Annotated in this window: 18 protein-coding genes and 2 pseudogenes; 9 read left to right on the top strand and 11 right to left on the bottom strand. The window is 71.6% G+C overall.

Features of this window, described 5'->3' with window-relative positions:
* Window positions 1–104 precede the first annotated feature (104 nt).
* From ACLZOT_RS04740 to cobC, 4 genes and pseudogenes are all read left to right on the top strand, one after another.
* A pseudogene (locus ACLZOT_RS04740) lies at window positions 105–299 on the top strand (precorrin-3B C(17)-methyltransferase); the annotation flags it as partial.
* Window positions 272–439: pseudogene (locus ACLZOT_RS04735) on the top strand (precorrin-8X methylmutase); the annotation flags it as partial. The pseudogenes ACLZOT_RS04740 and ACLZOT_RS04735, both read left to right, overlap by 28 nt.
* A complete protein-coding gene (locus ACLZOT_RS04730) occupies window positions 436–1,362 on the top strand; it encodes a sirohydrochlorin chelatase (protein ID WP_416967418.1) in 927 nt (308 codons plus the stop codon). The pseudogene ACLZOT_RS04735 and the gene ACLZOT_RS04730, both read left to right, overlap by 4 nt.
* Entirely contained in the window at window positions 1,352–2,398 is a 1,047-nt protein-coding gene (gene cobC / locus ACLZOT_RS04725) for an Rv2231c family pyridoxal phosphate-dependent protein CobC (RefSeq protein WP_416967417.1), read from the top strand. Before ACLZOT_RS04730 ends, cobC begins: the two co-directional genes overlap by 11 nt.
* Window positions 2,399–2,547: 149 nt before the next feature.
* On the opposite strand, the gene ACLZOT_RS04720 is transcribed toward cobC, so the two are convergent.
* The 5 genes from ACLZOT_RS04720 to ACLZOT_RS04700 all read right to left on the bottom strand — a co-directional run bounded on the left by ACLZOT_RS04720 (window position 2,548) and on the right by ACLZOT_RS04700 (window position 7,104).
* Window positions 2,548–3,438, bottom strand: a complete 891-nt coding sequence (locus ACLZOT_RS04720) for an SCO1860 family LAETG-anchored protein (RefSeq protein WP_416967416.1) — start codon at window positions 3,436–3,438, stop codon at window positions 2,548–2,550.
* Window positions 3,439–3,586: 148 nt separating this feature from the next.
* Window positions 3,587–4,678, bottom strand: coding sequence for an amidohydrolase family protein (locus ACLZOT_RS04715; RefSeq protein ID WP_416967415.1), 1,092 nt, complete (start codon window positions 4,676–4,678; stop codon window positions 3,587–3,589).
* Between the two features lie 10 nt (window positions 4,679–4,688).
* A complete protein-coding gene (locus tag ACLZOT_RS04710) occupies window positions 4,689–5,456 on the bottom strand; it encodes an amino acid ABC transporter ATP-binding protein (RefSeq protein ID WP_416967414.1) in 768 nt (255 codons plus the stop codon).
* On the bottom strand, window positions 5,453–6,256 hold the full coding sequence (locus ACLZOT_RS04705) for an amino acid ABC transporter permease (RefSeq protein WP_416967413.1): 804 nt from the start codon (window positions 6,254–6,256) through the stop codon (window positions 5,453–5,455). The genes ACLZOT_RS04710 and ACLZOT_RS04705 overlap by 4 nt, the downstream gene beginning before the upstream one ends.
* Window positions 6,253–7,104, bottom strand: coding sequence for a transporter substrate-binding domain-containing protein (locus ACLZOT_RS04700; protein ID WP_416967412.1), 852 nt, complete (start codon window positions 7,102–7,104; stop codon window positions 6,253–6,255). Before ACLZOT_RS04700 ends, ACLZOT_RS04705 begins: the two co-directional genes overlap by 4 nt.
* A gap of 192 nt (window positions 7,105–7,296) precedes the next feature.
* On the opposite strand from ACLZOT_RS04700, the gene ACLZOT_RS04695 reads away from it, so the two are divergent.
* Window positions 7,297–8,400, top strand: coding sequence for a pyridoxal-phosphate-dependent aminotransferase family protein (locus ACLZOT_RS04695; RefSeq protein WP_416967411.1), 1,104 nt, complete (start codon window positions 7,297–7,299; stop codon window positions 8,398–8,400).
* Between the two features lie 108 nt (window positions 8,401–8,508).
* On the top strand, window positions 8,509–9,051 hold the full coding sequence (locus tag ACLZOT_RS04690; protein ID WP_416967410.1) for a DinB family protein: 543 nt from the start codon (window positions 8,509–8,511) through the stop codon (window positions 9,049–9,051).
* A gap of 73 nt (window positions 9,052–9,124) precedes the next feature.
* Here the strand turns inward: ACLZOT_RS04690 and ACLZOT_RS04685 are convergent, their stop codons facing one another.
* The gene (locus ACLZOT_RS04685) at window positions 9,125–10,189 is read right to left on the bottom strand and encodes an alkene reductase (protein WP_416967409.1); all 1,065 of its coding nucleotides are present in this window, start codon (window positions 10,187–10,189) and stop codon (window positions 9,125–9,127) included.
* Between the two features lie 184 nt (window positions 10,190–10,373).
* Between ACLZOT_RS04685 and ACLZOT_RS04680 the strand changes: the two genes are divergently transcribed.
* The gene (locus ACLZOT_RS04680; protein WP_416967408.1) at window positions 10,374–10,850 is read left to right on the top strand and encodes a MarR family winged helix-turn-helix transcriptional regulator; all 477 of its coding nucleotides are present in this window, start codon (window positions 10,374–10,376) and stop codon (window positions 10,848–10,850) included.
* A gap of 7 nt (window positions 10,851–10,857) precedes the next feature.
* On the opposite strand, the gene ACLZOT_RS04675 is transcribed toward ACLZOT_RS04680, so the two are convergent.
* Together ACLZOT_RS04675 and ACLZOT_RS04670 are read right to left on the bottom strand one after the other, a co-directional pair.
* Entirely contained in the window at window positions 10,858–11,907 is a 1,050-nt protein-coding gene (locus ACLZOT_RS04675) for an aminotransferase class V-fold PLP-dependent enzyme (protein ID WP_416967407.1), read from the bottom strand.
* 85 nt (window positions 11,908–11,992) lie between these two features.
* Window positions 11,993–12,709: a DsbA family oxidoreductase gene (locus ACLZOT_RS04670; RefSeq protein WP_416967406.1), complete on the bottom strand. Its 717-nt coding sequence runs from the start codon at window positions 12,707–12,709 to the stop codon at window positions 11,993–11,995.
* A gap of 317 nt (window positions 12,710–13,026) precedes the next feature.
* On the opposite strand from ACLZOT_RS04670, the gene ACLZOT_RS04665 reads away from it, so the two are divergent.
* A complete protein-coding gene (locus tag ACLZOT_RS04665; RefSeq protein WP_416967433.1) occupies window positions 13,027–13,554 on the top strand; it encodes a DUF1062 domain-containing protein in 528 nt (175 codons plus the stop codon).
* Here ACLZOT_RS04665 and ACLZOT_RS04660 read toward each other — a convergent pair.
* From ACLZOT_RS04660 to ACLZOT_RS04650, 3 genes are read right to left on the bottom strand one after another with little or no spacing between them, the layout of a single operon-like run.
* Window positions 13,538–14,023, bottom strand: a complete 486-nt coding sequence (locus tag ACLZOT_RS04660) for a GNAT family N-acetyltransferase (RefSeq protein WP_416967405.1) — start codon at window positions 14,021–14,023, stop codon at window positions 13,538–13,540. The two genes, ACLZOT_RS04665 and ACLZOT_RS04660, sit on opposite strands and share 17 nt — an antisense overlap.
* Window positions 14,020–14,628: a DUF1349 domain-containing protein gene (locus ACLZOT_RS04655; protein ID WP_416967404.1), complete on the bottom strand. Its 609-nt coding sequence runs from the start codon at window positions 14,626–14,628 to the stop codon at window positions 14,020–14,022. The genes ACLZOT_RS04660 and ACLZOT_RS04655 overlap by 4 nt, the downstream gene beginning before the upstream one ends.
* Before the next feature lie 33 nt (window positions 14,629–14,661).
* Window positions 14,662–16,191: an aldehyde dehydrogenase (NADP(+)) gene (locus tag ACLZOT_RS04650; protein ID WP_416967403.1), complete on the bottom strand. Its 1,530-nt coding sequence runs from the start codon at window positions 16,189–16,191 to the stop codon at window positions 14,662–14,664.
* A gap of 140 nt (window positions 16,192–16,331) precedes the next feature.
* Between ACLZOT_RS04650 and ACLZOT_RS04645 the strand changes: the two genes are divergently transcribed.
* Window positions 16,332–17,105 (top strand): IclR family transcriptional regulator, encoded by a 774-nt coding sequence (locus tag ACLZOT_RS04645; RefSeq protein ID WP_010355548.1) that lies wholly within the window; start codon window positions 16,332–16,334, stop codon window positions 17,103–17,105.
* Window positions 17,106–17,107: the final 2 nt, after the last annotated feature.

Here is a 17,107-nt window from a genome sequence, read left to right as displayed (position 1 = left end):
GGGGGCGGGGGGGTGGTGGGCGCGCCCAGACCCCCCCCCGGGGGCGGGGGGGGGGCGGGGGGGGGGCCCGCCGGGGGGGGGGGGGGGGGCCGGCCCCCCCCCCCCCCCCCACCCCCGTGGGTGTCGTGCGCAACGCCTCGCGCGCCGACGAGTCGAGCCGGGTGACCACCCTGGGTGAACTCGACCCGGCGACGGTCGACATGATGACCGTCGTGACCGTCGGCAACACGGCCACCAGGATCATCGCGGGGCGCATGGTGACGCCGCGCGGCTACCGCTGGCAGGAGGGGGCGCGGTGAGCCGGATGGCGCACCCCGCGCTGCGCGAGAGCGGGCGGCCCGCCGCGTCCGACGTGCCCGCGAAGGGCGGTTCGGCGGTCGCCGCCGCCCTCGACGCACTTCTGTACCACCCGAGTTCCACTTCCGAGGAGAAACAGTGACCACCCCGCCCGCCCTGCTCATCGCCGGCCATGGCACCCGGGACGACGCCGGAGCCGAGGCGTTTCGCGACTTCGTACGGGAGTTGGGGCGCCGCAACCCCGGGCTCCCTGTCGCGGGCGGCTTCATCGAACTGTCCCCGCCGCCGCTGGGCGACGCCGTGGCCGAACTGGTGGAGCGCGGTGTACGCCGCTTCGCCGCCGTCCCGCTGATGCTGGTGTCCGCCGGGCACGCGAAGGGCGACATCCCCGCCGCGCTCACCCGCGAGAAGGAGCGCCACCCCGGTATCTCGTACACCTACGGCCGTCCGCTGGGCCCGCACCCTGCTCTTCTGGCCGTGCTGGAGCGGCGGTTGGAGCAGGCGCTCGGCGCGTCCTCCGCGCGTACGCCCGAGGACCGTGCCGATGTGACGGTGCTGCTCGTCGGGCGCGGTTCGACCGACCCGGACGCCAACGCCGAGGTGTACAAGGCGGCCCGGCTGCTGTGGGAGGGGCGTGGGTACGCCGGTGTGGAGACGGCGTTCGTGTCGCTCGCCGCGCCGGACGTGCCGAGCGGGCTCGACCGGTGCGTGAGGCTGGGGGCGCGGCGGATCGTCGTCCTGCCCTACTTCCTGTTCACCGGCATCCTTCCGGACCGGGTCCGCCACCAGACCGAGGGCTGGGCCGCCGCGCATCCCGAGGTGGAGGTCTTCTCCGCCGATGTCATAGGCCCCGAGCCGGAGTTGCTGGATCTGGTGATGGAGCGGTACACGGAGGCCGTCGAGGGCGATCTGCGGATGAACTGCGACTCGTGCGTGTACCGGATCGCGCTGCCCGGCTTCGAGGACAAGGTGGGGGCGCCGCAGCAGCCGCACTTCCACCCCGACGACGACGGCCACCACCATCACGGTCACTCCCACGGCCACGCGCACTCGCATGCCCACTGACAGCCACGATCTGCGCCACCACGGCGACGCCGAGGTCCGCGACGACGGTTCCCATCTCGTCGACCTCGCCGTCAACGTCCGCGCGGACACGCCGCCTTCGTGGCTGCGGTCACGCATCGCCGACTCGCTGACCGGCCTGGCCGCCTATCCCGACGGCCGGGCCGCGCGGGCCGCCGTCGCGGCGCGGCACGGGCTGCCAGTGGAGCGGGTGCTGCTGACGGCGGGGGCCGCTGAGGCGTTCGTACTGCTGGCACGCGCCCTGACAGTCCGTCAACCCGTCGTCGTCCACCCCCAGTTCACCGAGCCCGAGGCGGCTCTCCGGGATGCCGGGCACCAGGTGGGGCGGGTGCTGCTGCGGGCCGAGGACGGGTTCCGGCTCGATCCGGGGCTCGTTCCCGAGGACGCGGACCTGGTGGTGCTCGGCAACCCGACGAATCCGACGTCGGTGTTGCACCCCGCCGGTTCGGTGGCCGAACTCGCCCGTCCCGGGCGGGTGTTGGTCGTCGACGAGGCGTTCATGGACGCGGTGCCGGGTGAGCGGGAGGCGCTCGCCGGACGGACCGACGTACCCGGTCTGGTGGTGCTGCGCAGCCTCACGAAGACGTGGGGGCTGGCGGGGCTGCGGATCGGGTACGTGCTGGCGGAGCCGGAGGTCGTGCGGGCGTTGGAGCGGGCGCAGCCGTTGTGGCCGGTGTCGACACCGGCGTTGGCGGCGGCGGAGGCTTGTGTGTCGGGGCGGGCGCTGAAGGAAGCGGCGGAGGCGGCGCGGCAGATCGCCGTCGACCGGGCCCATCTGGTGGAGGGCTTGCGGAAGTTGGGGGTTCGCGTGGTGGGCCCGGCTGAGGGGTCGTTCGTGTTGGTGAGAGTGAAAGGGGCGGAGGTCGTTCGGGAGCGGTTGCGGGAGTCGGGGTATGCGGTGCGGCGGGGGGACACGTTTCCGGGGCTGGGCGGGGGGTGGCTGCGACTGGCGGTGAGGGACAGGGGGACAACGGAGGGATTCTTGGCGGCGCTGGAGAAGGTACTCGGCGGACCCTGATCGTCGTCGGGTGCATTAAAGGGCCGGGTGACCCGCGTTGTCTTTAGGGGCGCGGGGCTGTGTCGATTTGCGGCTACCGCCGCGTGGGCGCGACCAGCCACTACGGCGCCGCACCCGCCAATGCTCCCCGCACCCCTCCCCCTTAGGCGCTACCCCCTCCGCCCCCGCCGAGCGAGAACCACCGCTCCCCCACCCACCGCAAGCAACGCAGCAGCACCCCCGGCGATATACGGCGTACTCGAACTCCCCCCGGTCTCCGCGAGGTTCGCCTTGGCCGGCTCCCTCTTCGGCTCGACGACAGCCTCCTCCGCCTCCCCCTGGGGCTCAGCCTGCTTGACCGGCGCCGCCGGGGTCTCACAGGTCGACTTCACCAGCGTCACCGACCCCCGCACCTCGGCGACATTGAGGTTCAACGGGTTGACGGTGACGGACAGTTCGAGCGCGGTCGCCGCAGCCGTACGGGACGTGGTCTCCCGCTTGGACAGATCGAGCCGCACCTCACCGACACCGGGCACCTTGAGATCGGTGGTACCTCCGGCGGACACCGTGACCTTCTTGCCGAGTACCGTCACCGCCCCCAACAGGTTCGTGTCGGCGACAGGCGCCTTGCCGACCTCGCAGACCGCCTTGGAGCTGACCGCCTCGATCTCGACGAGGGACAGCAACGGCAGCCCGGGAACGTGGAGTTTCGCGTGGGCGAGCCGACTCGACGCCTCGGCCTTGTCCACGGTGACGTCCGCCTTCGACTCGGCGACGTCCGCGCGGAGGACCTCGAAGGGCTCCCCCTTGTCGACGCCGTCGAGCGTGGCGGTGAGTGCGGTCTGCTCGGCGGACGCGGGCGCCTGGACCTCGTTCAGCGAGACGGCCAGGGGGACTTGGACCGTCTTGTTGAGGAGGGAGACGTCAAGTCCGGTACGCAGGACGACGGCACTGGCGCGGCCCTCCTCGGTAGCATGCGCGGCGCTCGCACCGGCCAGGACCGCGGGACCTGCGGCCAGGACGGTGGCCGTCGCCAGCGCGGCGAAACGGCGTGCGGGCATACGGAAGTTGGTGTCAGTCACTGTGGTGGGACCCTCAGTAGAGAATTGCTCGGGACCCCGAAAGAATTACGCAGGACGAGCGAACGTTCAGCGAACCAGGACGAGTTCACACGATCGTGGGTACGTCACTCACGTGTTCGACACAACGTCACCTCATGACACGGCCGTTCAGCACGACGTGTGACGGATCGGCCAGTACCCGTACGTCCGTTCGCGGGTCCTGCGCGTAGACGACGAGGTCGGCGGGGGCGCCCTCGACGAGCCCCGGCCGGCCGAGCCACGCCCGCGCTTTCCACGTCGTCGCCGCGAGCGCCTCGACCGCCGGGATCCCGGCGGTGACGAGTTCGGCGACCTCCTCGGCGACGAGGCCGTGCGGGAGGGTGCCACCCGCGTCGGTGCCGACGAAGACGGGGACCCCGGCGTCGTACGCGTTACGGACCGTGTCGTAGCGGCGTTCGTGCAGGCGGCGCAAGTGGTCCGCCCAGCGGGGGAACTTGGCCTCGCCGCCTGCCGCCAGGGTCGGGAACGTCGCGATGTTCACGAGGGTGGGGACGATCGCGACGCCCCGTTCGGCGAAGAGGGGGATCGTGTCGTCGGTGAGGCCGGTGGCGTGCTCGACGCAGTCGATGCCGGCCTCGACGAGGTCGCGCAGGGAGTCCTCGGAGAAGCAGTGCGCGGTGACGCGGGCGCCGAGGCGGTGGGCTTCGCCGATCGCCGCTTCCACGGCTTCGCGGGGCCAGGTGGGGGTGAGGTCGCCGGCCTCGCGGTCGATCCAGTCGCCGACCAACTTGACCCAGCCGTCGCCGCGTCGGGCCTCCTGGGCGACGTACGCGGTGAGGTCCTCGGGTTCGATCTCGTGGGCGTAGCCGCGGATGTAGCGGCGGGTGCGGGCGATGTGGCGGCCGGCTCTGATGATCTTCGGGAGATCGTCCCGGGCGTCGGCCCAGCGCGTGTCGGAGGGTGAACCGGCGTCGCGGATCAGGAGAGTTCCCGCCTCGCGGTCGGTGAGCGCCTGCTGTTCGGCGGTGTCCTGGTCGACGGGTCCGTGCGCGCCGAGGCCGACGTGGCAGTGGGCGTCGACGAGGCCGGGGAGCGTCCAGCCCTCGACGGTGCGGATGTCGCGGGCGGTGGGGGGACGGTCGTAGGAGATACGGCCGTCGATGATCCAGAGGTCGTCGCGGATGTCGTCCGGTCCGACGAGGATCCGGCCTTCGACGTGCAGCACCGCTTGATCGTTCATGGACAGCACACTAGTCAGCGTCTTCTTCGACGTCCGCACTCGCCGGGTCCAGCAGGCGGGACAGGAAGTGGCGGGTGCGTTCGTGGGCCGGGTCCGTGATGACCCGGGCCGGTGGGCCTTCCTCGACCACCACACCGCCGTCCATGAACACCACCCGGTCCGCGACCTCGCTCGCGAACGTCATCTCGTGGGTGACGACCATCATCGTCATGCCGTCGTCCGCGAGCATCCGCATCACCGCGAGGACGTCGCCGACGAGTTCGGGGTCGAGGGCGGAGGTGGGTTCGTCGAAGAGCATCACCTCGGGGTCCATCGCCAACGCCCGGGCGATGGCGACGCGTTGCTGCTGGCCGCCGGAGAGGGAGGCGGGGCGGGCGTGCGCCTTGTCCTGGAGGCCGACGCGGATCAAATTCTCGTGCGCGACGCGCTCGGCGGCTTTCCTGTCCCGCTTCAGGACCCGGCGTTGGGGCAGCGTGAGGTTCTCGGTGACGGTGAGGTGCGGGAAGAGGTTGAACTGCTGGAAGACCATGCCGATCCGCCGCCGTGCCGCGTCGATGTCGACGTCGGGGTCGGTGAGTTCGACTCCGCGTACGACGACTTTTCCGCGCGTCGGCTGTTCGAGCAGGTTGACGCAGCGCAGGAGCGTCGACTTGCCGGAGCCGGAGGGGCCGATGACGCAGACGACCTCGCCGCGTGCGACCTCCAGGTCGATGCCGCGCAGGACCTCGTTGTCGCCGAACGCCTTGTGGAGGCCGGTGACTTGGATCTCGGGAGTCACTTGGCCTCCATCCGCCGGACCACGAACCCGAGCGGCACGGTCACCAGGAGGTAGCAGAGCCCGGCGACCAGGATCGGCGTCGAGTTGGCCGTCGTACTGGCCAAGTCGCGGCCGTACTTGGACAGTTCGCGTTCCTCCAGGGTGACGCCGAGGAGCAGGACCAGGGAGGAGTCCTTGAACAGGATGATCAGTTCGTTGGTGAGGGGCGGCAGGATGATGCGGACGGCCTGCGGGACGACGACGGAGAGCATCGCGCGGGCGGGGCTGAATCCGAGTGAACGGGCCGCCTCCGTCTGCCCTTCGGGGACCGCCTGGATGCCGGCGCGGAACGTCTCCGCCATGTACGCGGCGCCGACGAGGCCGAGGGCGAGCGCGGCCTTGCCGTAGGTGCCGCCGACGATCTCGGTGCCGGGGAAGGCGAGCGGGACGGCGACGCCGATGAAGACGAAGATGAGCAGGGCGGGCAGGCCGCGGAAGATCTCGATGTAGACGCCGGCGACCCAGCGGTAGGGGCCGACGGACGACAGTCGCATCAGCGCGATGACCAGGCCGAGCACGAGGCCGAGCGCGAACCCGGACAGGGTGTACAGGACCGTGTTCTTCAGGGCCAGCGTGATGACGTCCGGGAACATCTGGCGGGCGATGTCGCCTTGCGCGAACTGGTTGCGCAGGCGCCCCCAGTCGGCGCCGAGGGCGAAGGCGAGGACGGCGGCGACGAAGACGGCGTACTGGGCGGCGCGGCTCAGCCGCTGTTTCTGGCGTCTCGTCAATGTGGCCTGCCGCACGCCCTGTTCGGTCATGACGCGGACGGCGAGGCGGCTGCGGCGTCGTACGGGCCGATCCATTTCTCGTACAGCGTCTTGTACGTGCCGTCCGAACGAGCCTGCGCGAGGGCCTTGTCGATGGCGGCGAGGAGTTTCGTGTTGCCCTTCTTGACCGTGAAGCCGTACTGCTCACCGGTGTTGAGGTTGTCGACGACCTTGAAGGCGTCCGCGTTCGCCTTGGTCTTCAGCCAGCCCTGGACGACGGGGTAGTCGATGATGACGGCCTTGACCTGGCCGGTGCGCAGGCCGTTGAGGACGGCGTCGGAGGACTCGAAGGAGACCGGGTCGAAGCCCTGTTTCTTCGCGTAGTCCTCGCCGGTCGTCTGGGCCTGCGCGCCCAGCTTGGCGCCCTTCGCCTTGACGTCGGCGAGCGAGGTGAGGCCGCTCGACCTGTCGACCAGGACGGCCTGGGTGGCGTCGAAGTAGGGGTCGGAGAAGTCGACGTTCTTCTTGCGTTCGGCGGTGATGGTCATACCGGCGGCGGCGACGTCGCACTGCCCCGAGTTGAGGAAGGCGCCGGTCTTGAAGTTCTCGAAGGGGGTGTCGAGGATCGTCTGTTTGACGCCGAGGTCCTTGGCGACGAGGTCGATGAGGGAGACGTCGAAGCCCTGGACCTTGCCGTCGATCTCCGACTGGAACGGCGGGTAGGGCAGGTGGGTGCAGGTCGTGAGCTGCCCGGCCTTGGCGAGTCTCACGCCGCCCGCGGTGGTCTTGGTGCCGCTGTCGCCGTCGTCGCTGGACGTGCAGGCGGTGAGGGCGGTAAGGGCGGTGAGGAGGAGGACAGCGGCGGTCAGGCGGGTACGGCGGCCGGGGAGCGGGTGCACATGGACCTCCGTGGGGGTTGCCCTGGTCTTCCCTGGTGTAGCTCTGCGGGCGTAGTGATGTAGTACCGACGATCGGGGAGGCCGGGCCGTCTCTCAAATCGGGCCGGGGGCGGTGGGGGCCGTACGGATGAACGGGCGCGGGTTTACGCTCTTGTGCGTCGACCGTTCGTGAGCAGCGAAAAGAGCAGCGCCGTGACCACCCATCCCCTCCTCGACCTCCCTCCGCTGAGTGCCCCCCGCTTCGCCGCGATCGAGGACCGGGTCGCGAAGCTGCTGGGCACCTCCCAGGACGTCGTGATCATGCAGGGCGAGGCGCTGCTGCCGCTGGAAGGGGCGATCCGGGCGACCGCGGGGCCCGGGACGACGGCCCTGAACATCATCACCGGCCCCTACGGGCAGACCTTCGGGAACTGGCTGCGGGACTGCGGGGCGACGGTGATCGACCTGGCGGTGCCGTTCCACACGGCCGTCACGGCGGAGCAGGTCCGCGAGGCGTTCGCCGCGCACCCCTCGATCGACTTCGTGTCCCTGGTCCACGCGGAGGCGGCGACCGGCAACACGAACCCCGTCGCGGAGATCGGGGAGGTGGTGCGGGAGCGCGGCGCGCTGTTCTACCTCGACGCCGTCGCCTCCATCGGCGCGGAACCCGTCCTGCCCGACGCCTGGGGTGTCGACCTGTGCGTCATCGGGGCGCAGAAGGCGATGGGCGGCCCCGCCGGGGTGTCGGCGGTGTCGGTGAGCGAGCGGGCGTGGGCGCGGATGGCCGCGAACCCGGGGGCGCCGCGCCGCTCGTACCTCTCCCTCCTGGACTGGAAGGAGCGCTGGGTCGACGCCGGCCGCAAAACCCTCCTGCACGCGCCCGCACAGCTGGAGATGCTCGCCCTGGAGGCGTGCGTCGAGCGCATCGAGGCGGAGGGCCTGGACGCGGTCATGTCCCGCCACACCGCCGCCGCTGCCGCGACCCGCGCGGGCGTAAGGGCGCTGGGCGGCGGCCTGGAGCCGTACGTGTACGACGCCGGCGAGGCGGCGCCGGTCGCGACGACCCTGCGGGCGACGTCGGGGATCTTGGCCTCGGAGCTGGTGGCCCGGGCCCTGGCGCTCGACCCCTCGGTGCCGCTCGCGGCGGGCGGGGGTGCGCTGGCCTCCGAGATGATCCGGGTCAACCACTACGGGGCCGATGCGGCGCTGGACGTGGTGGTGAGGTGCCTGTCCGTGCTGGCGGAGGTGCTGGTGGAGCGGGGTGTGTCGGTGGATGCCGGGGAGGCGGGGCGGGCTGCGGAGCGGGCCTGGGGGTAGTACCCGGGTAGTCCTGAGGTACGAGGATTTCGGCCATCCTCCGCGTCTTCGCGACGTCGCCGCCGTAAATCCCGCGCCTGCCTCTGCCGACTACGCCATGCTCCCCGTATGACGACCGACTCCTCCGCCCCCACTCCCCCACTGACCCTCCCCGACGGCCGTCCCATCCCGCCGTGGACGGCCGACGAGTCCGCGATGCTGGAGGGCTGGCTCGCCTACCACCGGGGGACCCTGGAGCTGAAGTGCTCCGGCCTGACCGACGAGCAGCTCCGGCGGACCGCCGCGGCACCCTCCGAGCTGACGCTCCTCGGGCTCGTCCAGCACATGGCCGAGGTCGAACGGAACTGGTTCCAGCGGACGTTCGCGGGTCTTGAGATGCCGTACGTGTACGAGGAGGAGAGCGGGTACCGCCTCTCCCCCGGCCGCGGCATCGACGAGGCGCTCGACGTGTGGCGACGGGAGATCGCCCGGGGTCAGGAGCTGATCGCCGGGCACTCCCTCGACGAGATCGGGCACCTCGCGGACGGCCCGCTCGCCGGGACGCCCCTCAACCTGCGCTGGATCCTGGTCCACCTGATCGAGGAGTACGCCCGGCACAACGGCCACGCGGACATCCTGCGCGAGGCGATCGACGGGACGCGCGGGGCGTGAGGGCGTGCGGGGTGAGAGCGAGCCGGCCGGTCTGCCGGTCGCCTCTCCCCCGTACGTACCCCCTACCTGAGAGTCAGCCCAGCGCCGGGTAGTCCGTGTACCCCTTCTCGGCGCCGCCGTAGTACGTCGCCGCGTCGGGCTGGTTGTACGGTCCCCCGGACTTGAGGCGTACGGGGAGGTCGGGGTTGGCGAGGAAGAGCTGGCCGTAGGCGATCAGGTCCGCGGTGCCGTCCTCGACGAGGGCGAGGGCGTCGGGGCCGGTGGGGCCGTCGGTCGCGGGGCTGAGGACGAACGTGTTGCCGAAGCTCTTGCGCAGGCTCAGGGTCAGCTCGCGGATGTCGCCGACCTCCATGACGTGGACGTAGGCGAGGTCCAGGCGGTCCAGCTCGGCGATCAGGGCGGTGTACGCCGGCTCGGGGTCGGGTTCCGAGATGTCGTTGAGGTGGTTGCCGGGCGAGAGGCGGATCGCGGTGCGGTGGGCGCCGATCTCGGCGACGACGGCGCGGGCGACCTCGACGGCGAAGCGGATGCGGTTCTGCGGGGAGCCGCCCCATTCGTCGGTGCGGTGGTTGGAGCCGGGCGCGAGGAACTGGTGGATCAGGTAGCCGTTGGCGCCGTGGAGTTCGACGCCGTCGAAGCCCGCGTCGATCGCGTTGCGGGCGGCGGAGACGAACTCCTGGACGGTCTCGCGGATCTCGTCGCCGGTCAGTTCGCGGGGCGCGACCATGTCCTTGGGGCCCTCGGCGGTGAAGACCTGTCCCTTCGCGGCGACGGGTGAGGCGCCGACGTTGACGACGCCGTCGGGCAGCAGCGAGGGGTGGCCGATGCGCCCGGCGTGCATGAGCTGGGCGAAGATCCGGCCCCCGGCCTCGTGCACGGCGTCGGTGACCGTGCGCCAGGCGGCGACCTGCTCGGCGGAGTGCAGACCGGGGGTACTGGGGTAGCCCTGGCCTACCACGGACGGCTGAATACCCTCGGTGATGATCAGCCCCGCCGTGGCCCGCTGGGCGTAGTACTCGGCGGTGAGGGCGGTGGGCAGACCTCCTTCCCCGGCACGGCTGCGCGTCATCGGGGCCATGACGATGCGGTTGGCGAGGGGGGTGCCGGCGAGGTCGATCGGATCGAACGCGGTGGTCATCGGGGCCTCCGGGAGACGGCGGGTCGTACGGCCGTTCATGACGGCCGTTCATCACGACCACTTATGTGGCCGACCAAGTAAGTCGGCGAACGCCACCCTATCCCACTTGTTTGGTCGGCCAAGCATTCTCGGGAACCCCGGCGGTAGACTTCCGGACAGCGGAAAACGACGCGGGGAGTGACCGATGGAGGCCGGGGAACACCAGGGCACCGGCGAGGCGCGGCCCTCCGGTCCGACGAACCACGCCCTGATCCGCACCGCCCGCGCGCACCGCCACACCAGCGCGCGCCTGCTGCGCGGCCTCGGTCTGCACCCGGGCCAGGAGTTGGTGATGATGCACCTCTGGGGCTGCGGCGCCGCCCGCCAGTCCGACCTCGTCAGACTCCTCGACCTCGACCCCTCGACGGTCACGAAGATGCTCCAGCGGCTGGAGCAGGCCGGCCACGTACGGCGCCTGCCGGACCCGGCGGACGGCCGCGCCGTCCTCGTCGAGGCCACCGACACCAGCTCGCACCTCCTGGAGGAGATCGAGCGGGTGTGGGCGGAGCTGGAGGAACGGTCCCTGGAGGGGTTCAGCGGCGCGGAACGGGACCAGTTTCTGTCGATGCTGCGGCGGGTGGAGGGCAACCTCTGCCCGGGGGACCGGCCGGAGGGCTGCTGATCCAGGGTCAGCGCAGCGCCTCCAGCAGCGCGTCCACGTCCTCCCGCGTGTTGTTGAGATGGAAGGACGCCCGCAGGTTCCCCGCCCGGTCGGACACTTGGATCCCCCGCCGCGCCAACTCCGGCTGCCGTACGCCCAGTCCGGGCACCGACACGATCGCCGAGCCCTCGGCGGGGAGCACCCGGTGGCCCAGCGCCTCGACTCCCGTACGGAACCTGTCGGCCAGCGCCAGGTCGTGCGCGTGGATCGTCGACACGCCCAGTTCCTCGATCAGTTCGAGGGACGCCCGCAGGCCCGCGTAGCTGAACAGCGCCGGTGTCGTGTCGAACCGCCGTGCGGAGTGGGCGAGTTCGGTGACCGGGCCGTAGCAGGCGTCCCACGGGGCCTCGGCCGAGACCCAGCTCGCCAGCAGCGGGACGAGGGTGCCGAAGTCCTCGGGGACCGTCAGGAACGCCGAACCGTGCGGGCCCAGCAGCCACTTGAAGGTGACGCTCGCCGTGTAGTCGTAGTCGCCCGCGTCGAACGGGAGCCAGCCCGCCGCCTGCGAGAAGTCGACGTACGTACGGGCGCCGTGCCGACGCGCCGCCTCCCGCAGTGCGGGGAGGTCCGCGATGCGGCCGTCGGCCGACTGGGCCGCGCTGACGGCGACCAGGGCCGTGCCGGGGCGGACGGATTCCGCGAGGCGCTCCAGGGGTACCGCACGGACCTTGAGGTCGTCCCGGACGTGGAACGGGTTCAGCACGGACGTGAAGTCGTCCTCCGCCGTGAGGACTTCGGCGCCCGGCGGGAGCGACGCGGCGATCAGGGCGGTGTGCGTGGCCACCGAGGGGCCCGCCGCGACGCGCTCGGCAGGGACGCCGGTGAGGCGTCCGTACGCCGCCCGGCAGGTCTCGACGTCCGCCCACAGGGGGTCCAGCGGCCGCCCCTGCGCCCGGAGCGCCACCGCTTCCTGGATCGCGGTGACGCTGCGGGTGGGGAGGAGGCCGCTGCTGGCCGTGTTGAGGTAGGTGGTGCGGGGAGCGAACTCGGTGCGGACGAGGTTCGTGAACGTCTCCATGCGTCCACTGTGGGGCCGCGGGGAGGGCCTCGTCCATCGCGACTTGCTACGCCGTACCCTCAACGAGCGCTGAACCGAGCCCTGGTCAGCGCTGCGGGACCTCGCAGCCGTCCGGGCCGCACGCCTGCGCGTCGCCCTGGTCGATCAGGGTCAGCGGGGAGCGCTCGCCCCACGCCTGGGTGAGGGCCTGCGTGAAGACCTCCGCGGGCTGGGCTCCCGAGACGCCGAACTTGCGGTCCAGGACGAAGAACGGGACGCCGTTCGCGCCCAGTTCGGCCGCCTCGCGCTCGTCCTCGCGGACGGCGTCGGCGTACGCGTTCGGGTCGGCGAGGACCGTGCGGACCGTGTCGGCGTCCAGACCTGCCTCGACGGCCAGCTCGACGAGCCGCTCGTCACCCTCCGTGTACACGGAGCGCTCCTCCGCGAAGTTCGCGCGGTAGAAGATCTGGAACAGCTCGCCCTGCTTGCCGTGCTCCTTCGCGAGGTGCAGGACGCGGTGCATGTCGAAGGTGCTGCCGTGGTCACGGCCGCGCGTGCGGTACGTGAGCCCCTCGGCCTCCGCCTGCGCGCCGACGTTGTCCTCGGCGGCCTGCGCCTGCGCCTCGCTCATCCCGTACTTCTTCGCGATCATCGGGACGACCGGGCCGATGTCGCTCTTGCTCCGCCCCGGGTCCAGCTCGAACGACCGGTGCACGACCTCGACCTCCCCCTTGTGCGGGAAGGCCGCCAGCGCCTTCTCGAAGCGGGCCTTGCCCACGTAGCACCACGGGCAGGCGATGTCGCTCCAGATCTCGACGCGCATGTTCCTCGGCTCTTTCCGGTCTCGTCCGACGACGGAGACTCCCTCCGCCGCCTTACGTGAACGTTCAACCAGCCCGGTTCATTCCCGGGCCCCCCGCCGGCGGTGGAAAACCGGTGGAACGCCGCCCCCGCCTGCCCCTAGCCTGCTCAGCGGCCACGTCGCCCAGGCAAAGGACGTCCGTTGTACACCGTGTGAGACCCCCCGATTGCTGATCTGTCGCGCGTCGCGCCCATGCGCCGCGCTCCTTTCTGCTGCGGTCTTCTCACTGGAACCGGTGTACTCCCTTGCTCAACACCTGGCTCACGACCTGGTTCGTCATGCCCACCCGCATGCCGCTCGTCATCCGCCGTTGCCGCACGTGCGCGTCCGACCGCTTTCGGGCGGACGGCAAGTTCCGGGTCAACGCGAACCACAAGCTCCTCGACATCTGGCTCCTCGTGCTGTGCACGTCCTGCGGGGAGACGGCGAAGCTGACGGTCCTGGAGCGGGCGCACGTCCGCTCCGTGCCGCCCGGTCTGCTGGACCGGCTGCACGCCAACGACCCCGCCCTGGCGGCCGAGTTGCTCCAGGACCCGGCGGTACGGCGACGCAACCGCGTCGCCCTCGACTGGACCGGCGCCTGGCGTCTCGACACGGGCGGGATGGCGCATCCGGAGCGCGACGCGGTCGACGTGTCGGTCCGCTTCACGGCGTCGGTCCCCGTACGGCCGGTGCGGCTGGTCGCCGAAGGGTTCGGTCTCTCACGGGCCGAGGTCGAGCGCCTGCTCGCGCAGGGGAGGCTCGTCTCGGCCGTCCGCCTGGGCGGCAAGCTCTCCGGCGACTTCGCTTTCACCCTGAAGCGCTGAGCACCGCGTACCGCAGATACAGGTGGTGGTCCCCCTCCCCCGGCGGATTCTCCGGGTCGGGGGCCCACCCCTGGCGGGCGTAGAACGCCTGGGCGCGGGTGTTGTCGACGTGGACGTCCAGTACGGCGCTCTCGCGGCCGTCCGCACGCCATCGGCTGACGCAGGCCGCGTGCAGTGCCGTGCCGAGGCCCGTGCGCCAGTGTTCGGGGTCGATGTGGAACTGGAAGAGCTTCACGACTGATCGGACGTCGCCGGGCGGGCGGAAGGAGGCGATGCCCACGATGCGTTCGCCGTCCGCCGGGTCGAGGGCGCACAGCACGCGCCCGGCCGGGTTCTCGATGGCCGTCCGCCACGCCGCGAGCCAGTCCGTGCCGTCCTCGGGGAGGCCGTCGGGGTAGTAGGTGGCGCGGGCGCGGCGGTGGAGGGCCGCGATCGGCTCGGCCTCGGAGAGCCGTGCTGCGCGGATCAACTGCCGTCCCTCAAGTCCTCGGGCCAGTACGGGCGGTACTCGATGTGGTCGTACGTGACCACGCACTGCTCGCCCATCGGGGACTGCGCCATGAAGCCGACCAGCGCCGCGCCCGTCTCGTCCGCGTCACCGAGGGTGAAGAGGCGTACGAAGATCCACTGGTCGCCGTCCCGGGAGGCGTGGAAGGCGAGGGCCCGGCCGGTGCGGCTGATCCGGAGCCATACCGAACTGCCGTCCACGGTGAAGGAGTTGGCGTCGTCCGAGTGGCCCCGGGTGACGACCGTGCAGACGGTCGGGACGGCCGGTGACAGCTCCAGGCAGAGTTTCGCCCAGGCCCGGTCGCCGACATGGACGTACAACACCCCCGCGTCGAAAGCCGACTTGAAGCCGACCGTGACGCGCGCGATGAGCTGGAAGTCCCCCTCGGGGGCGCCCAGCAGGCGGGGTGCGTCGGAGGCGGGCTCCAAGGACTCCTCGGTGGGCGAGACGAACCGGTCCTGCCGCGCCCCGGCCCACCCGCTGAGTACGCCGTCGTCGTAGGACCAATGGCCGTCGGGGCCGTAGGTCCGGAGGGGGAAAGGGAGTTGGGGCAGCGAAAGATCCATGCCTGAATCATCGCCGCCCCTGTCTCCTGCGGTCTAGCGCTCCAGGACCCCGTTGAAGCGCCGGGGCAGCCCGAGCTCGTTCTCGTCGCGCAGTTCCACCGGCAGCAGGGCGGCCGGCGTGGTCTGGTAGACGACCGGCCGCATCCAGCGCTCGATCGCCGTGCCGCCGACGGACGTCGACGTGGACGTCGTGGCCGGGTACGGGCCCCCGTGGTGCTGGGCGGCGGCGACGGCGACGCCCGTGGGCCAGCCGTTGACCAGGACGCGGCCCGCCAGCGGCGTCAGCTCCGCGAGGATGTCGGTGCCCCGGCCCTCGCCCGCGGCCTCGGCCTCCGAGAGCTGGACGGTGGCCGTCAGGTTCCCGGGCAGGCGGGACAGGACGGAGGTGACCTCGGCGTCGTCCTGGTAGCGGACGACCACGGTCACCGGGCCGAAGCACTCTTCGAGGAGGAGGTCGTGGGCGCCCTCGGTGGCGAGGCGGGCGGCCGGGACCGTGAGGAAGCCGGGGCTGACCGTGTGGTCGCCGCCCGCGCCCGGGGTGACCGGGGACTCGACGTCGGGGAGCTGGGCGCGCTCGGCGACGCCCGCGACGAAGTTGTCGCGCATGCGGTGGTCGAGCAGGACGCCCGCGTCGGTGTCGCTGACGGCCGCCGTGAGGGACTTGACCAGGCCGTCGCCCGCCTCGCCGGCGGGGACGAGGACGAGGCCCGGCTTCACGCAGAACTGGCCGACGCCGAGGGTCATGGAGCCGGCGAGGCCCGTGCCGATGGCCTCGGCGCGCTCGGTGGCGGCGGCCTCGGTGACGACGACGGGGTTGAGGGAGCCCAGCTCGCCGTGGAAGGGGATGGGCGTGGGGCGCGCGGCGGCGGCGTCGAAGAGGGCGCGGCCCCCTCGGATGGAGCCGGTGAAGCCCGCGGCGGCGACCAGCGGGTGCTTGATCAGCTCGACGCCGGCCTCGAAGCCGTGGACGAGGCCGAGGACTCCCGCCGGGATGCCGTGCGCGGCGGCGGCGCGGCGGATCACCTTGGCGACCAGCTCGGACAGGGCCGGGTGGTCGGGGTGGGCCTTGACGACGACCGGGTTGCCGGCCGCGAGCGCGCTCGCGGTGTCGCCGCCGGCGACCGAGAAGGCGAAGGGGAAGTTCGAGGCCGAGTAGACGGCGACGACGCCCAGCGGGACCTTGTAGCGACGCAGGTCCGGGATGGGCGGGGTGGCCGTGTCGTCGGGGTGGTTGACGACGACGTCGAGGAAGGCGCCCTCGTCGACGATGGCCGCGAAGGCGCGCAGCTGGTAGCAGGTGCGGGCCAGCTCGCCGTTGAGGCGGACCGGGCCGAGCGCGGTCTCCGCGTCGGCGGTCTCCACGAGGGCTTCCTTGGCCGCTTCGAGCTGCTCGGCGGCGCCGCGCAGGAAGGCCGCGCGGACGGCGCGGTCGGCGAGGGAGGCACGGGCGCCGTGGGCGGCGCGGACGGCGACGTCGACCTCCTGGGCCGTCGCCTCGTCGGCGACCTGCTCCCGCTGCTTCCCGGTTCGGGGGTCGACACTCCAGACTGGTGCTGCTGCCACCGGGGGTCCCTCCAACAAGTCGTGCCGCGGTGTCCTGTCACCACCAGCGCTGTTCGATATACTGAACACTGTCTGTGCTGGTGAATATGCTGTTGCAGACTATAACTTCAGCTTCTTGTCGAACGAAGGGGTCACAGTCGATGTCGGCAGGCGAGGCGGGGGGCGGGGCCCAGGTCAAGTCCGCGGTGCGGACGGTCGAGCTGCTGGAGTACTTCGCGGGCCGGCCCGGGATGCACTCCCTCGCGGCGGTCCAGGAGGCCGTCGGGTACCCCAAGTCCAGCCTCTACATGCTGCTGCGCACGCTCGTGGAGCTGGGCTGGGTGGAGACGGACGCGACGGGCACGCGGTACGGCATCGGCGTGCGCGCGCTGCTGGTCGGTACGTCGTACATCGACGGCGACGAGGTCGTCGCGGCGGCCCGCCCGACCCTGGACCGGCTGTCGGACGACACGACCGAGACCATCCACCTCGCGCGCCTCGACGGCACGAACGTCGTCTACCTCGCGACCCGCCAGTCCCAGCACTACCTGCGCCCCTTCACACGCGTGGGCCGGCGCCTGCCCGCCCACTCGACGTCCCTGGGCAAGGCCCTCCTGTCGACGTACACGGACGAACAGGTCCGCAAGATGCTCCCGGAGACCCTCCCGGCGCTCACGGAGCACACGATCACGGACCGCGAGAAGCTCATCGAGGAACTGCACGTCATCCGCGAGCAGGGCTTCTCCGTGGACCGCGAGGAGAACACGCTCGGCCTGCGCTGCTTCGGCGTCGCGATCCCCTACCGCACGCCCGCGCGGGACGCGATCAGCTGCTCCGTCCCGGTGGCCCGCCTCACGCCCGCGCACGAGCAGCTCGTCAAGGACGCCCTCTTCGACGCGCGCGACCGGCTGACCCTGGCGACCCGGAGGCTCTGAAC

The sequence above is a fragment of the Streptomyces sp. 4F14 genome, assembly GCF_048159485.1.
Classification (GTDB): domain Bacteria; phylum Actinomycetota; class Actinomycetes; order Streptomycetales; family Streptomycetaceae; genus Streptomyces.
Note: the sequence above shows the minus strand (reverse complement) of the source record. Positions and strands in the feature narration are given on the sequence as shown.

What these genes read in the sequence shown, in the direction of transcription:
- cobC (WP_416967417.1), top strand. Translation starts at nt 1,352, where the DNA reads ATGCCCACTGACAGCCACGATCTGCGCCACCACGGCGACGCCGAGGTC.
- ACLZOT_RS04720 (WP_416967416.1), bottom strand. Translation starts at nt 3,438, where the DNA reads ATGCCCGCACGCCGTTTCGCCGCGCTGGCGACGGCCACCGTCCTGGCC.
- ACLZOT_RS04715 (WP_416967415.1), bottom strand. Translation starts at nt 4,678, where the DNA reads ATGAACGATCAAGCGGTGCTGCACGTCGAAGGCCGGATCCTCGTCGGA.
- ACLZOT_RS04705 (WP_416967413.1), bottom strand. Translation starts at nt 6,256, where the DNA reads ATGACCGAACAGGGCGTGCGGCAGGCCACATTGACGAGACGCCAGAAA.
- ACLZOT_RS04690 (WP_416967410.1), top strand. Translation starts at nt 8,509, where the DNA reads ATGACGACCGACTCCTCCGCCCCCACTCCCCCACTGACCCTCCCCGAC.
- ACLZOT_RS04685 (WP_416967409.1), bottom strand. Translation starts at nt 10,189, where the DNA reads ATGACCACCGCGTTCGATCCGATCGACCTCGCCGGCACCCCCCTCGCC.
- ACLZOT_RS04680 (WP_416967408.1), top strand. Translation starts at nt 10,374, where the DNA reads ATGGAGGCCGGGGAACACCAGGGCACCGGCGAGGCGCGGCCCTCCGGT.
- ACLZOT_RS04675 (WP_416967407.1), bottom strand. Translation starts at nt 11,907, where the DNA reads ATGGAGACGTTCACGAACCTCGTCCGCACCGAGTTCGCTCCCCGCACC.
- ACLZOT_RS04670 (WP_416967406.1), bottom strand. Translation starts at nt 12,709, where the DNA reads ATGCGCGTCGAGATCTGGAGCGACATCGCCTGCCCGTGGTGCTACGTG.
- ACLZOT_RS04665 (WP_416967433.1), top strand. Translation starts at nt 13,027, where the DNA reads ATGCCCACCCGCATGCCGCTCGTCATCCGCCGTTGCCGCACGTGCGCG.
- ACLZOT_RS04655 (WP_416967404.1), bottom strand. Translation starts at nt 14,628, where the DNA reads ATGGATCTTTCGCTGCCCCAACTCCCTTTCCCCCTCCGGACCTACGGC.
- ACLZOT_RS04645 (WP_010355548.1), top strand. Translation starts at nt 16,332, where the DNA reads ATGTCGGCAGGCGAGGCGGGGGGCGGGGCCCAGGTCAAGTCCGCGGTG.